12 protein-coding genes are annotated in these 14,226 nt (G+C 70.0%); 5 read left to right on the top strand and 7 right to left on the bottom strand.

Features of this window, described 5'->3' with window-relative positions:
* Window positions 1-91 precede the first annotated feature (91 nt).
* Window positions 92-1,495 (bottom strand): GAF domain-containing protein, encoded by a 1,404-nt coding sequence (locus tag ACTWLI_RS09150; RefSeq protein ID WP_445153603.1) that lies wholly within the window; start codon window positions 1,493-1,495, stop codon window positions 92-94.
* A gap of 106 nt (window positions 1,496-1,601) precedes the next feature.
* The gene (locus ACTWLI_RS09145) at window positions 1,602-3,050 is read right to left on the bottom strand and encodes an FAD-dependent oxidoreductase (RefSeq protein ID WP_445153602.1); all 1,449 of its coding nucleotides are present in this window, start codon (window positions 3,048-3,050) and stop codon (window positions 1,602-1,604) included.
* A gap of 55 nt (window positions 3,051-3,105) precedes the next feature.
* Between ACTWLI_RS09145 and rarD the strand changes: the two genes are divergently transcribed.
* Entirely contained in the window at window positions 3,106-4,173 is a 1,068-nt protein-coding gene (gene rarD, locus ACTWLI_RS09140) for an EamA family transporter RarD (RefSeq protein ID WP_445156153.1), read from the top strand.
* Window positions 4,174-4,257: 84 nt separating this feature from the next.
* Here the strand turns inward: rarD and ACTWLI_RS09135 are convergent, their stop codons facing one another.
* Window positions 4,258-5,130 carry a universal stress protein gene (locus ACTWLI_RS09135; RefSeq protein ID WP_445153601.1) on the bottom strand — a complete coding sequence of 291 codons (873 nt, stop codon included), beginning with the start codon at window positions 5,128-5,130 and terminating at the stop codon, window positions 4,258-4,260.
* 191 nt (window positions 5,131-5,321) lie between these two features.
* On the opposite strand from ACTWLI_RS09135, the gene ACTWLI_RS09130 reads away from it, so the two are divergent.
* The gene (locus ACTWLI_RS09130; RefSeq protein WP_445153600.1) at window positions 5,322-6,167 is read left to right on the top strand and encodes an AMIN-like domain-containing (lipo)protein; all 846 of its coding nucleotides are present in this window, start codon (window positions 5,322-5,324) and stop codon (window positions 6,165-6,167) included.
* 118 nt (window positions 6,168-6,285) lie between these two features.
* On the opposite strand, the gene gabT is transcribed toward ACTWLI_RS09130, so the two are convergent.
* Together gabT and ACTWLI_RS09120 are read right to left on the bottom strand one after the other, a co-directional pair.
* Window positions 6,286-7,650, bottom strand: a complete 1,365-nt coding sequence (gene gabT / locus ACTWLI_RS09125) for a 4-aminobutyrate--2-oxoglutarate transaminase (protein WP_445153599.1) — start codon at window positions 7,648-7,650, stop codon at window positions 6,286-6,288.
* 78 nt (window positions 7,651-7,728) lie between these two features.
* The gene (locus ACTWLI_RS09120; RefSeq protein ID WP_445153598.1) at window positions 7,729-9,159 is read right to left on the bottom strand and encodes a gamma-aminobutyraldehyde dehydrogenase; all 1,431 of its coding nucleotides are present in this window, start codon (window positions 9,157-9,159) and stop codon (window positions 7,729-7,731) included.
* Between the two features lie 159 nt (window positions 9,160-9,318).
* Here ACTWLI_RS09120 and ACTWLI_RS09115 point away from each other — a divergent pair, with 159 nt between their 5' ends.
* Window positions 9,319-10,761 (top strand): PucR family transcriptional regulator, encoded by a 1,443-nt coding sequence (locus tag ACTWLI_RS09115; RefSeq protein WP_445153597.1) that lies wholly within the window; start codon window positions 9,319-9,321, stop codon window positions 10,759-10,761.
* 150 nt (window positions 10,762-10,911) lie between these two features.
* Here the strand turns inward: ACTWLI_RS09115 and ACTWLI_RS09110 are convergent, their stop codons facing one another.
* Window positions 10,912-11,448, bottom strand: coding sequence for a hypothetical protein (locus ACTWLI_RS09110; RefSeq protein ID WP_445153596.1), 537 nt, complete (start codon window positions 11,446-11,448; stop codon window positions 10,912-10,914).
* 152 nt (window positions 11,449-11,600) lie between these two features.
* Between ACTWLI_RS09110 and ACTWLI_RS09105 the strand changes: the two genes are divergently transcribed.
* Both ACTWLI_RS09105 and ACTWLI_RS09100 read left to right on the top strand, forming a co-directional pair.
* Complete coding sequence (locus ACTWLI_RS09105; protein WP_445153595.1) at window positions 11,601-12,467, top strand: DUF1206 domain-containing protein; 867 nt, start codon at window positions 11,601-11,603, stop codon at window positions 12,465-12,467.
* Between the two features lie 124 nt (window positions 12,468-12,591).
* Window positions 12,592-13,173 (top strand): hypothetical protein, encoded by a 582-nt coding sequence (locus ACTWLI_RS09100; protein ID WP_445153594.1) that lies wholly within the window; start codon window positions 12,592-12,594, stop codon window positions 13,171-13,173.
* 43 nt (window positions 13,174-13,216) lie between these two features.
* Here the strand turns inward: ACTWLI_RS09100 and ACTWLI_RS09095 are convergent, their stop codons facing one another.
* Entirely contained in the window at window positions 13,217-14,206 is a 990-nt protein-coding gene (locus ACTWLI_RS09095; protein ID WP_445153593.1) for a DNA topoisomerase IB, read from the bottom strand.
* Between the last annotated feature and the right edge of the window lie 20 nt (window positions 14,207-14,226).

The following is a 14,226-nucleotide window of genomic DNA, read 5'->3' as shown; positions in this document are numbered from 1 at the left end:
GACAACGCCGGCGGGGACTTCTGCGTGTGCACCTGTTCCGGCCGGGGCGGCGTCCGGCCGGGGCGGCGCTCCGCCTCCGGCGCAGCGCGGTTCAGGCGCTGAGTTCGCTCTCGAGCCGCTCCAGGTCCGCGACGACGGCGGCCCGCTTCGGCGAGCGCGGCGGCAGCAGCTTCAGTGCCGTGGTGCGGACCTCGACGTCGTCCTGCGCCTCGGGCAGTTGCGCGTATTTCAAAAGCGATTCGGCGCTGCCGTCCGTCAGGACAGCTTCCCGCAGCAGGCGCGAGACCCGGGAGCGGAGTTCGGCGACGCCGGGGGCTTCAGACCGGGGCAGGACTGCCCCGCGGTAGATTTCCAGCGCGATCCGGTGGGCCCCGCGCTGCAGGCAGCTGAGCACCTGGCCGGAGTCCGGGGAGAGGTCCACCGGGAGCCGGTAGGGCCGGGACTCCGGGACAGCGGCGGGGTTGAGCTGCAGCAGCACCTTGCGCAGGCGCACCATTTCGGCGCGCAGCGTCATGGTGGATCCGTCCCCGGGGTAGAGCAACGCGCTGAGTTCCTCGGCGGACAGGCCGTTCGGATGGGCGCTCAGGAGGGCGAGGATTTCGCTGTGCCGGGCCGACAGGGTGACGGTGCGGCCGTCGAGGCTGAGCACGGCCTGGTCGCGGCCGAGCAGTTGCAGGCTGTTGCGGTACAGGCTGCCGGGCCGGCCCGGGGCCGCCGCCTTTGCCGCCGTCGTCATGGACCCGCTGCCGGCGACGGTCGCCGCCGGCCGGCGACGTGCCGGGGCGGCGTGGCGGGCAGCCGCCAGCTGCAGGCGTTCGACCCGCAGGTGCGCCTGGGCTGCGGCGACGGTCGCTTCGACCAGGGACAGGGTATGCGGCGCGACCGCGGATTCGGTGCCGGTGATGTCCACGACGCCCAGCAGCGCGCCCGAGTCAGGGTCGTGGAACGGGACGGCGGTGCAGCTCCACGGATGCACGGAACGTTTATAGTGCTCGGCGCCGGCGATCTGGATGCCGCGGCCCAGGGCCAGGGCGGTACCCGGGGCGCTCGTGCCCACGGTGGCCTCGGACCAGTCGGCGCCGGGGACGAACATCATCCCTTCGGCGCGGCGCTGCATGGCCGGGTCGCCCTCGACCCACAGCAAACGGCCCACTTCGTCCCCGACGGCCACCAGCATGCCGCTGTCGTGGCTGGGGAGGACCAGCAGCTTATGGATCACCGGCATGATCGCAGCCAGCGGATGCTGCTGCCGGTATTCCTCAAGTTCCTCCCGGTCCATGGCCAGGGGCGCTTCCGGGTTATCCGGGTTGGCGTGCAGCTGCGCGGACCGTTGCCAGGATTCACGGATCAAGCTCCGCAGTCCGGGCACGTGCTCCAGGCCGGTGCCCAGGGAACCCAGCTGCTCGTGCCCGGCGTGGGCGTAGGGCTGGCGGGCCTCCGGGCTCAGCCCGGCGCCGGAAGCGCGCAGCAATGCCGGCTCGACCGAATTCCTCATTGAACTCCCATTGACGGGCACCTCGCGGCGCGCGACAACGGCGCCGACGTTTTCATCGAGTGTACGGGGCGTTCCCGACCCCCGCCAGAGGAGGGGTCAGCCGCGGTCAGCCGCGGGAGATCCGGATCATTTCGTCCCGTGGCACGACCTTGATCCGTTCGCGGACGACGCCGTCGGGTCCGTTCGCCGCGGACCACCCCGCGCCGAGTTCCAGCTCGTGCGCGTCCAGCCTGTTCCAGCCCTCCCAGGTCGTGTATTCGATGCCGCGCTCCTCCAGCAGGTCGATGATGGCCTGCGGATCGGGGTTCTGGGCCGGCGGCAGGGTCAGGCGGTCCTCGAGCAGGAAGCCGATGGTTTCGAGGGCGTCGCCCTTGGTGTGGCCGATCAGGCCGACCGGGCCGCGCTTGATCCAGCCGGTGGCGTAGATGCCGGGCACGGGCTTGCCGCCGGCGTCGAGCACGCGGCCGCCCTCGTTGGGGATGACGCCACGCCGCGCGTCGTACTCCAGCTCCGCCAGCGGCGACCCGTGGTACCCGATGGCCCGGTAGACGGCCTGGACCGGGTAGTCCACGAATTCGCCGGTACCCTTGGCGTTGCCCGTGCCGTCCAGCTGCATCCGTTCGAACTTGATTCCGGCCACCTTGCCGGGGTGCGCGGCGTCGTCGTAGATCTCGACGGGGTTGTGCAGGAAGTGCAGGTGCAGGCGGCGGGAGGACGGCTCCTCGGCCTCCGCGTGCTCCTCGACCAGCCAGTTGCCGAGGGTGTTGACCATAGTCTTGATCTGGTTGTTCGTCCGGATCGCTTCGTCGGAGGCCTCGTCGAACTCGAAGTCTTCCGGGTAGAGGACGATGTCGACGTCCCGGGCGTGGCTGAGCTCCCGGAGTTCCAGCGGGGTGAATTTCACCTGCGCCGGGCCGCGGCGGCCGAAGACGTGCACGTCCGTGACCGGCGAGGCCTTCAGGGCCCGGTACACGTTGTCCGGGATTTCCGTGACCAGCAGGTCGTCGGCGTGCTTGACCAGCATCCGGGCCACGTCCAGGGCCACGTTGCCGTTGCCGATCACGGCGATTTCCTTGGCCTCCAGCGGCCAGTCACGGGGCACGTCCGGGTGGCCGTCGTACCAGGAGACGAAGTCGGCGCCGCCGAAGGAGCCCTCCAGGTCGATGCCGGGGATGTCCAGGTCCGCGTCCTTGATGGCGCCGGTGGAGAAGATGACGGCGTCGTAGAAGGCACGGAAATCGTGCAGGGTCAGGTCCCGGCCGTAGGTGACGTTGCCCAGGAAGCGGATGTCGCCGCGGTCCAGGACCTTGTGCAGGGCGTTGACGATGCCCTTGATGCGCGGGTGGTCCGGGGCGACGCCGTAGCGGATCAGCCCGTAGGGCGCCGGGTATGCCTCGAACAGGTCGATGCTGACTTCGAAGTCGCCGCCCTTGACCTCGTTGGACTTGGTCAGGATGTCCGCGGCGTAGACGCCGGCCGGTCCGGCGCCGACAATCGCAACGCGGAGGGGACGCTTGGACGTTCTTTGAGGCGAGGTTTCGGCCGAGTTGGACACCGGGAGCCCTTCTGAAGCAGGTCGCGTGCGCGGGCGAATCAGCGCACAGGCCCCCATTCTAAATGTCCCGGCCGGCTCCGGCGGTAGGAATAGCGGAACAGGGGACGGTGTTATTGATCCTGTGCCTATCTCCGACGGACCCACCGCCCCCGCTGCCCTGACCTCCCCGGAGGCTCCCCCGCGCACCGCCGCACCCGCCGCGGTGGACAAGGACACGACGACGGGGATCCTCTTCGGCATCGGTGCCTACGGCCTGTGGGGGCTGCTCCCCCTGTACTTCTTCGTGCTGCACCCGGCCACCGCCGTCGAGATCGTGGCCAACCGGGTGGTGTGGTCCCTGGTCTTCTGCGCCCTGCTGATCACGGTCACCCGGACGTGGCGGGTGATCGGCGCCGCGTTCCGGAACCGCACGGTCATGGGGCCGCTGGCCCTGGCCGCCGGCCTCATCGCGGTGAACTGGCTGACCTACACCTACGGGGTGACCACCGGCCAGGCGGTTGAGACGTCACTGGGCTACTTCATCAACCCGTTGGTGTCCGTGCTGCTGGGCGTGTTCGTACTGAAGGAGAAACTCCGGCCGCTGCAGTGGGCCGCCGTCGGTGTCGGCTTCATCGCCGTCGGCGTGCTGACTTACTCCTACGGGAAACTGCCGTGGATCGCGCTGACCCTGGCGTTCAGCTTCGGCCTTTACGGCTTCGTCAAGAAGCGCGTCGGGCCCCGGGTGGACGCGATCACGAGCCTCTCCGTGGAGACCATCGTGCTGGCCCCGATTGCCGGCGTCGCGATGGTGGTGCTCGCCGTGACCGGTGCCGCCACGCTCACCACCAACGGCGCGGGGCACTTCTGGCTGCTGGCCGCCTCCGGCGTGATCACGGCCGTGCCGCTGCTGTTCTTCGGCGCGTCCGCGCGGCGGCTGCCCATGACGACGATCGGGCTGCTGCAGTACTTCGCCCCGGTGCTGCAGTTCATCGTGGCCCTCGTGGTGTTCAAGGAGGCCATGACCCCGGAGCGCTGGATCGGCTTCGGCGTCGTCTGGCTGGCGCTGCTGCTGCTGACGGCGGACATGCTGCGGACCGCGCGCCGGAACGCCGTCACCCGGCGGCTGGCCCGCGCCGCCGCCTGACCAACGCGCGAACGTACACTTGAGGCCCCGTTTCCACCTCGAAACAGGGCCTCAAGTGTACGTTCGCGCCTCCGGCGGGGCGGGTTAGTCCTCCGGGCTGCTGTCGACCCGGACGTAATCGCGGGGCACCACGACCATCGGCACCGGCAGGGCGCGGAGCACCTTGTTCGCGGTGCTGCCCAGGAAAAGCTTGTTCTTCTCCGCCAGGCGGGATGACCCGACGATCAGGATCTCCCGGTCGTCCCACTCCAGGTCATCGATCGCTTCTTCGATGCTGCGGCCGTGGGCCACTTCGACACTGACGTGATGCCCGGCCGGCAGCCGACCGGCCGCCGCCTTGAGCACGGTATTGGCGTGGACGTGCGCGGCGTTGACGTTCTCGCCGCCGTCGCCCTCGGCGTCGAGCTCCACCAGCGAAACCAGGCGCAGCGGCACCCCGCGGCGTTCGGCGGACTCGATGGCGACGTCGATCGCGGCGTCCGCGCCGGTGCGCTGGCCGACGGCGAGGGTCAGGCGGGTGACGGCTTCGGTGTTGCGGTAGCCGCGCGGCGCCAGCGCCACCGGCACCGGTGACGCGTGCAGCAGGGCGTTGGCCACGCTGCCCACGGTGTACCGCTTGAACAGCCCGGTGCGGGCCGCGCCCACCACGATCAGGCCGGCGCGGTATTCCTTGGCGGCGTCGATCAGCCCGGCGGCAAAGGAATCCGCCTGGCGGACATGGAAGCGGGCTTCCAGGCCCTCCGGCACCAGCGCCAGGCCTTTCCGTTCCGCCGTCAGCACGGACTGCTCGGCCACGCTGATCCGGTTGCCCTGCGGGTTCAGCGCGACATAGGGGGTATTGCGGTCCACGACATGGACCAGGTCCAGGTGGGCGCCCTGGGCGCGTGCCATGGCGGACGCGAGGGCGACGGCGTCGGCTCCGCGGTCGTTGGGTGTGTAGCCAACTACGTATCGCATGTAAGAACCCCTTATGGGTCTGGGGCAGAATCCAGCGTGGCTCCGGGGTCCCGGGCGACGGCGGCCGGTCTGCTTTCCTGCAGTGGTAGGAACGACTCTAACCCAGCGCCGCGCCGAATTGTCGGTGACTTTTGGCCCTGCGGCGCGTCACCGCGCGCGGCCTACGCTGATGGGGTGGAGGGGAGCTCACGATGGCTGTGATCAGGAACCGCAGGTTCACGGCAGGCACTGCAGGGCTGGGAATGGCGGTGCTGCTGCTCGCAGCGGCCGGCTGTACCCCTTCGCCGCCCCCTCCGTCCGCCACCGCCACGGCCACGGGCAGCGCCACCACGGCGCCCACCGAATCCGGCAGCGCGACGGCGACGGGTTCAGCCACGGCGTCGGCTTCCGCCTCGCCCGGCACGACGACGGCGTCCCCCACCGGTACGGGCACGCTGCCTCCGGACTCGGATGAGACGGCTGCCCCGCAGGACGGCGACCGGGTGATTTCTTCCAAGATCACCCACGACTGGACCGTCCCGTCCTCCGCGCCGTTGACGACCAAGCACCAAAACCCGGTGCCGCTGGCCCCACCGCCGGCTGAACCGTTGCCGACGCTCTACTCCATCGGCGCCGGCCAGCACCCGACGGACACGCCGCCGTACGACCAGCTGAGTTTCCGGTTCAACGGGGCCTTCCCCAGCTACGACATCTCGTACGTCCCTGAACTCCTCGCCGACGGCAGCGGCCTGCCCATCCCGATGCCCGGCACGGGCGCGATTTTGAAGGTTGCGTTCCACGGCGCCCAGGCGCACACCTCGGACGGTAAAGCCAGCACCATCAAGACCAGCCCGCCGCAGGCGATCGGCTACCGGGCGCTGACCCGCTATGCACCGGCGGGCGACTTCGAGGGGGTGCTCAGCTACGGGCTCGGCGTCGGCCGGCCGGGCACGGCGGCCCCGCAGACGAAGGTGCGGGTCTACGAAGTCGAGAAGATTGAACAGGGCCGGCACCTGTACGTTGTCGCCATCCAGCTCGACGCCAGTTCCTGGAAGTAGCCGCTCCGGCCCTCCGGAAGCAGCAGTCCGGAGGCAGCAACGCGCACGGGCCGCGGACCGGTTGGTCCGCGGCCCGTGCGCGTTGGGGTGGCTCACCGGCTCCGGGCCGGCGGGGGTGCTAGGCGTTGGCGCGGATGGCGGCGGCCAGGACCTCAAGGCCGTCCAGCAGCAGCTCGTCGCTGATGACCAGCGGCGGCAGCAGCCGGATGACGTTGCCGTAGGTGCCGCAAGTGAGGATGATGACGCCCTCCTTGAGGCAGGCGGCGGCGACGGCCTTGGTCAGTTCCGGGTTCGGCTCCTTCGAACCCTGCTGGACCAGTTCGACTGCGAGCATGGCGCCGCGGCCGCGGATGTCGCCGACGACGGAACCCTCGCCCAGCTCGGCGGCGAGTTCGCGCAGCCTGCCCAGGGCGAGTTCCTCGATGTGGCGGGCCCGGGCGTTGAGGTCGTACTGCTCCATGGAACCGATGGAGGCCAGCGCCGCGGCACAGGCTACCGGGTTGCCGCCGTAGGTGCCACCGAGGCCGCCCGGGTGGACGGCGTCGAGCAGGTCGGCGCGGCCGGTGATGGCGGACAGCGGCATGCCGCCGGCGATGCCCTTGGCCATGGTGACGATGTCCGGGACGACGCCCTCGTGGTTCACGGCGAACCATTCACCGGTGCGGCAGAAGCCGGACTGGACCTCGTCGGCGATGAAGACGATGCCCTTCTCCTTGGCCCAGGCGGCCAGGGCAGGCAGGAAGCCCTCGGCGGGGACAATGAAGCCGCCCTCGCCCTGAATGGGTTCGATGATGATCGCGGCCACGGACTCGCCGCCGATCTGCTTCTCGATCATGGTGATGGCGCGCTTGGCGGCCTCGGCACCGGTGATCTCCGGGTTCTCTTCCCGGTACGGGTAGCTCATCGGCATCCGGTAGACCTCGGGCGCGAAGGGGCCGAAGTTGGTCTTGTACGGCATGGCCTTGGCGGTCAGCGCCATGGTCAGGTTGGTCCGGCCGTGGTAGGCGTGGTCGAAGGCGACGACGGCGTCCCGGCCGGTGGCGAGGCGGGCCACCTTGACGGCGTTCTCCACGGCTTCGGCGCCGGAGTTGAACAGCACCGTGCGCTTCTCGTGGTCGCCGGGGGTGAGCCGGTTCAGCTGCTCGGCGACGGCGACGTAGCCCTCGTACGGGGTAACCATGAAGCAGGTGTGGGTGAAGTGCTCCACGGCCTCCTTCACGGCGCCGACGACGGCGGGGTCCGAGGCGCCGACGCTCGTCACGGCGATGCCGGAACCGAGGTCGATGAAGGAGTTGCCGTCAACGTCCTGGACGATGCCGCCGTCGGCGTCGGCGACGTAGACCGGGACGCTGGAGGCAACGCCCGACGCGACGACGGCCTTGCGGCGCTCGGTCAGGGCGACGGACTTGGGGCCGGGGAAGTCGGCCTGGACGCGGCGCTTCTGCTCCAGACGGTAGGAGATGTCGTTTGCGGTGGTGGTCACGGGAAAGCCTTTCTAGGTGGAGAGGGGGCGGCGCGGGCCGGCCGGGGGGGGCTGGGCGCGGCGGCGCCGGGTGGGGCCTTAGGCGTCGAGGGCGCTCATGACGTGCTTGATGCGGGTGTAGTCCTCGACGCCGTACATCGAGAGGTCCTTGCCGTAGCCGGACTGCTTGAAGCCGCCGTGCGGCATCTCGGCGGTGAGCAGGATGTGGGTGTTGATCCAGACAGCGCCGAAGTCCAGGTCGCGGCTGACCCGCATGGCGGTGCCGTGGTCCGTGGTCCAGACGCTGGAGGCCAGGGCGTAGTCGACGTCGTTGGCCAGCTCGATCGCCTCGGCCTCGCTGCTGAACTTCTGCACCGTGATGACCGGGCCGAACGTTTCCTTCTGCACGATGTCATCGGTCTGCTTGGCGCCGGTGACGATCGTGGGTTCGAAGAAGAAGCCCTTGTCCCCGGCCCGGTGGCCGCCGGTTTCGATCTTGCAGTTCGCCGGCAGGTGCTCGACGACGGAGGTGACCGCGTTGAAGTGGTTGACGTTGTTCAGCGGGCCGAAGTAGTTGTCTTCGTCGTTCTGCGAACCGGTGCGCAGGGTCTTGGTGTGCTCCACCATGGCGGCAACGACGTCATCGTGCACCGAATCCTCGACCAGGACACGGGTGATGGCCGTGCAGTCCTGGCCGGCGTTGAAGAACGCGAACTCCGCGATGGCGGCGGCGCTCTTCTTGATGTCCGCGTCCTTGAACACGATCGCGGGGGCCTTGCCGCCGAGCTCCAGGTGGGCACGCTTCAGGCCCTTGGCGGCGCCGGAGGCGACGGCGATGCCGGCCCGGACGGAGCCGGTGATGGAGACCAGGCCCGGGACCTTGTGCTCGACCATCATGGCGCCGGTTTCGCCGGTGCCCAGGACCACGTTGAGCACACCGGCCGGGAGGATCTCCCCGGCGAGGCGGGCCAGCACCAGGGTGGATTCGGGGGTGGTGTCGGAGGGCTTGAGCACCACGGTGTTGCCGGCGGCCAGGGCGGGGCCGATCTTCCAGATGGCCATCAGGAACGGGTAGTTCCACGGTGCGACCTGGGCGACGACGCCGATCGGTTCGCGGCGCACGAAGGAGGTGTGGCCCTCCAGGTATTCACCGGCCGACTTGCCCTCCAGCAGGCGGGCGGCACCGGCGAAGAAGCGCAGCTGGTCCGCGCCGGCGGCAACTTCCTCCGCGGCGATCAGGGAGCGGACCTGGCCGGTGTTGCGGTGCTGGGCCTCGACGAGTTCGTCGCTGTTGGCCTCCACGGCGTCGGCGAGCTTGAGCAGCAGCAGCTGCCGCTGGCCGGGGGTGACGTGCTTCCAGCTGGCGAAGGCGTTCTTCGCGGCGGTCATCGCGGCGTCGACGTCGGCCTGCACCGAGACCGGGGCCTTGGCCACCACGTCGCCGTTGGTGGGGTTCACGATGTCCAGCAGGTCGGTGCCGGCGGGGGTGACGAACTCCCCGTTGATGAAGTTCTGCAAGGTTTGAACCACGGTGTACAACCTCTTTCGTGCTGGCGGGGAAGGGCAGGCAGGACGGGACCTGCGACTGCTCCGAGCCTATGCCAGGGGACCAAGGCAGGGAATAGGCAGCTGCACACCCTCGGCGCAGGGCTTTAGTGCGCTTGACCAGCCCGCGGTTATCCTGAGTCCATGGCAATTTCCCTCGCGGCCCTGCTGGGGGTTCCGTCCCTCAAGCTCTCCAAGGCGGGCCTCGCCGAAACCACCTGGCACCAGGACATCCACTGGGTGGCGGTAACCGAGCAGGAGGACCCGCAGCGCTTCCTCAACGGCGGGGAGCTGGTCCTGACCACCGGCATGCGGCTCAGGAGCGCTCCGGAGCAGCGCCGCTTCGTCCGCCAGGTCCAGCGCGCCGGCGCGGTGGGAATCGGGTTCGGCGTCGGGCTCACGCATGAGGCGGTCCCGCCGGCCCTGGTCGCCGAGGCAAACCGCTGGGGCCTGCCGGTGGTCGAAGTGCCGTACGAGACGCCGTTTATCGCGATCGGCAAGCTCGTGGCGGATGCCCAGTCCGCGGACCACTACGCCAAGCTGGAACGGCTGATCGCGGGGCACCAGATCCTGGCCCGCGCCCTGCTGACCGGCGGCGGCCTGGCCGAACTGCTCAAGCACCTGGGCTCGATGCTGCGCACCGACATCGTGCTGACGCAGTTCACCGCGCAGCTGTACAACAGCGCAGCCGGGAACCCCTCCCCCACCCCGGACGGCTGGAGCTCCTTTCCCATCCCGACCGGCCGCCGTGACGCCTGCACACTGTGGGTGCGGCATCCGTTCGAGGACTCCGGGATTGTCGGCTACGCGCAGAACCTGATCAGCGTCGAGCTCAACAACATGGTCAAACAGCGCCAGTCGCAGCGGGCCCTCGCCGGACAGGTCCTGGAGGACGTCATCCACGGAACCCTCGAGCCCACCGAGGCCGCCCGGCGGCTCGCCGGCATCGGCGTCAACAGCACGCGCAAGAACGTGGTCCTGCTGGCGGAATCGGCGGCCCACACCAAACAGCTGGGAAGCTCCTCACTGCCGCAGCCGCTGGCGGCGGCGGTGACCGCCGTCGTCGGCAAGGACCTGGTGGTGCTGGTGCACGACGACGGCAGCGGCGCGGGCGCGCTGGCACGCAGCCTCAGCGACCACCTGGCCGAAGCGGGGATCCACGCCACGATCGGCATCGGCGGGGCCTACACGAAACCGAACGGCCTGCGCTGGAGCTACTTCGAGGCCCGCGACGCGGCCAGCCACGGCCTGCCGGTCAACGAGCCGGAGCGGCTGAGCCTGACCTCGCTGCTGCTGGCCAGCGAGGACGTGCCGCTCGCGGACATGGCGAACGAGTCGCTGAACCCGCTGCGGGACTTCGACGCCGCGCACGGCGCCGAGCTGATGACGACGCTGGAGAGCTACCTGTCCAACAACGGCTCCGTGGCCGCGGTCGCCGAGGAACTCACCCTGCACCGCAACACCGTCCGCTACCGGCTGGCGCAGATCACCGAACTCACCGGGTACGACCCGGCCCAGACCGCGGACCGGGTCCAGCTCTGGCTGGCCCTGGCGGTGCAGCGGCTCAGCGCCCGGCACCCGCGCTGAGCCTGAGCGGGAACCGACCCGGCACCGCCGGAACCAACACTCTCGGAAGCCACCCCCGGGCTGCCCGGCCCCGGACAGACCGCGGGCCCGCCCGGCGACCCCTGGAGGGGCGGCCGGACGGGCCCGGGCGGTCGCTGCCGCTGACTTCGTCTAGCGGGACAGGCCCTTGAAGACGTTTTTCGGCCGCTGCATTTCGCCGTGCTTGGCGCCCAGGACGATCACCCAGCCGGCGAAGACGGGGATGGCCCACTGCAGGATTTTCAGCTGCTGCTGGGCGGAGCGGAGCTCCTCGGAGGCGCCCGGCTTGGGCTCGGTGGCGCCCTCGGCACCCTCGGCCGCGAGCTTGTCCACCTTCGCACCCTGGAGTCCGGCGTAGAGGCTCACGCCGGCGCCGGCCGCGGTGACGATGGACTTGTAGATGCTCAGCCGGGTGACGCCGTCCTGCTTGGCCATCCGGCCCTTGTTCTCCCACATGATGGCGAGGCCGGAGAGGAAATGCGCGCCGAAGGCGGCCGTCTGGTACGGCGCCCACTTCTTCCAGCCCAGGCTGGACAGCCGGGTCCGCTCGGCGGGATCCTTGGCCTCCGCCGTCGCGCCGTTCAGCCCGATGGCGCCCATCAGCGAGCCGCCGAACCACGCGCCGGCGGTCAGGTCGTGGATGGATCGGGCAACAAGATTACCTGCCATGGTGAGCTTCCTATCGTGTGAATCGAATCCGGAACTGGCCCGGCCCCAACGTCGGGACCGCACTCCCCACATAGTAAGCACACTTACCAAAGAGTTGGTAGTCCGGCCGTGAGGGCCCGGCGGCACGCCGCACCGCGCGTAAGCTCGTAGCAATGGAAGACGCAAGCACGGAACCGCGGGACCGGCGGGACGAAGCGACACTCGACGCCGCCCTCGGGGAGGCCGCGGATGCCGCCGAGGCCGCGTCCAACAGCAAGGTCTTGGACGTCGTCGCGCGCTGGGGTTTTGCGGTGATGGCCTTGCTGCACATCGTCATCGGGGCGATCGCCGTCGCCCTGGTCCTGGGCGCCCCCGGCCAGGCGGAACCCACGGGGGCGATCGAGCAGCTGGCCGCGAACCCGTGGGGGCCCGCGGTGATGTGGACGTGCTTCGTCGGCTGCGCCGGGCTGGCGCTGTGGCAGCTCAGCGAGGCGACGCTGCGGGCCCGCCACCTGCCGCGCGGCGAGCGGCTGGGCAAGCTGGTCTCCTCCGGCTTCCTGGCCATCGCCTACGGCAGCATCGGGTTCACGTTCGCCAGCTTCGCCGTCGGCGTCCGCAGCGACTCGGGCGAGTCCACCGCCGCGTTCAGCGAGGCCCTGCTGAACCGCCCGCTGGGGGCCCCGCTGCTGATCGGGATTGGCCTGACGGTCAGCGGGATCGGGGTGTACTTCGTGGTGAAGGGCCTGGGCAAGAAGTTCAAGGAGGAGCTGCGCCGCTTCGAGGGGACCCACCGCGGCCACCTGGTCAGCGGCCTGGGCGTGGCCGGGCACGTCGCCAAGGGACTGGCCCTGGTGCTGACCGGGCTGCTGTTTGTGATGGCCGCGGCCACCAACGATCCCGGCTCCTCCACCGGGCTGGACGGCAGCCTTAAGGCGTTGCAGCACCACCCGTTCGGCCCGCACCTGCTCCTGGCCATCGGCGCCGGCTTCATCGCCTACGGTGTCTTTGCCCTGATCCGCGCCCGGTTCGGGCGGATGTAGGGGTTCCGTCCTTGTTGCCGGGCCTGCCCGGGTTTAAAGTTTTAGCTATCCGGAAGCCTTGCAGCCAGGCTTTCCGGGCGTCTCCGACCACGCCCCCGGCGGGCCGGCCCTGCAGTGTAAGGCCATGAGCTACGTTCCAGTGAGCAGGCGCACGATCCGGCGCCACCGCGAGTCCGAGCGGGCCACCCGCCGGCTCGTCATCGCCCTGTCCGGGGCGGCCGCCCTGGCGTGGCTGCTGTCGGTCGCCCTGTCCACGGCGGTCCGGGTCGGTGGCTACGAGCACAATTTAGCCGATGTGCTGCATATCCTGTCCCTGGTGGTGGCTTTCGGCGCCATCCTGCTGGTCGACTGGCACGGCCTGCTGTGGCTGCTCGGCCGGCGCACCCTGGCCGACATCATCCGGCTGGACGGCGCCGCGACGCCGCTGATCTGGGGCGGGCTGGCCGGCATGCTGGCCACCGGTGTGTTCCTCAACCCGCACCTGGACAATCCGATGACCGACCTCAAGCTTGCCGCGGTGCTGGTGCTGAGCCTGAACGGCATCATGCTGATCCCGCTGATGCGCCGGCTGGCGCACCTGCCGCCGGACACTCCGTTCGGAGGGCTGACCGTCGGGCAGCGGGTGCACCTGCTCGTGTGCCTTGCCGTTTCGCAGGCCTGCTGGTGGACGGCGATCGTCATCGGCTTCATCAACGCGGAGTTTTGAGCGGCCTGCTGCGGGGTGCTGCCGTGCCGGCCGGTGCGGGCTGTCAGCGCAGCGGGACGACGGCGCCTTCCTGGTAGAGCAGCGCCCGGATCTCCGATTCGGCCGAGTCCAGCCGCTTCGGGTCGATGGTTTCCCCGGCCTCGTAGTGGTCCAGCAGGCGGGGATCAACGTAGCTCTTCCGGGCAATCGACGGCGTGTTGCCGAGCACCGCGGCGGCGTCCACCATGGCCCGGCTGACGGCACGCTTGCGGGCGCTGACCTTGGCTTGCGGCCCGGTTTTGGCCAGGCTGACGGCGGCCGCGACGGTGCCCCGCAAGGTTCGGAAGTCCTTGGCGGTGAAGTCGCCGCCGGTGCGCTCCTTGACGTACTCGTTGATCTCGGCACTGGTGACGGGGTGCCAGCGCCGGCCGTTCTTGTAGGCGAGCAGGCGGGCGTTGGCGCCGCGCCGCTTGAGCGAGCGGACGACGTCGGCGAGGTCGGCGTCGTCGATCCGCGACTCCCAGTTTTTGCCGCTCTTGGCCGGGAAGCTGAGCCGGAGCTCGTCCTTGCGCACCTTCACGTGCGCGCAGAGCAGGGTGGCCAGGCCGTGGCTGCCGTTTTCGTTGGTGTAGCGCTCGGAGCCGACGCGCAGCGATCCGCTGTCGAGCATCCGGAACGCGGCCGCGAGCACGCGCTCACGCGTGAGCCCCTCGGAGCGCAGGTCGCGGGTGACCAGGCGGCGGGCGGCGGGCAGGGTCTCGCCGAGCTGCAGTGAGCGGTCGAACTTGAGCCGGTCTTTCCGTTCCCGCCAGCTGGGGTGGTAGATGTACTGGCGCCGCCCGACGGCGTCGAGCCCGGTCGCCTGGATATGGCCGTTCTCGTAGGGCGCGATCCAGACGTCGGTCCAGGCCGGCGGGATCCCGATGCTTTCCAGCCGGTCCCGGACCGGGCCGGCCGGGAGGGTCGACCCGTCCAGGTCCCGGTAGCTGAATCCGGTGCCGGCGGGTACCCGGCGGTAGCCCCGGCCCGAGGCATTGCTGCGGCGGAGCCTCATCGGCGGGGTCCTCGGTGCGT

The organism is Arthrobacter sp. Hor0625, from assembly GCF_052567525.1.
This window is presented reverse-complemented; position numbering and strand designations above follow the sequence as displayed.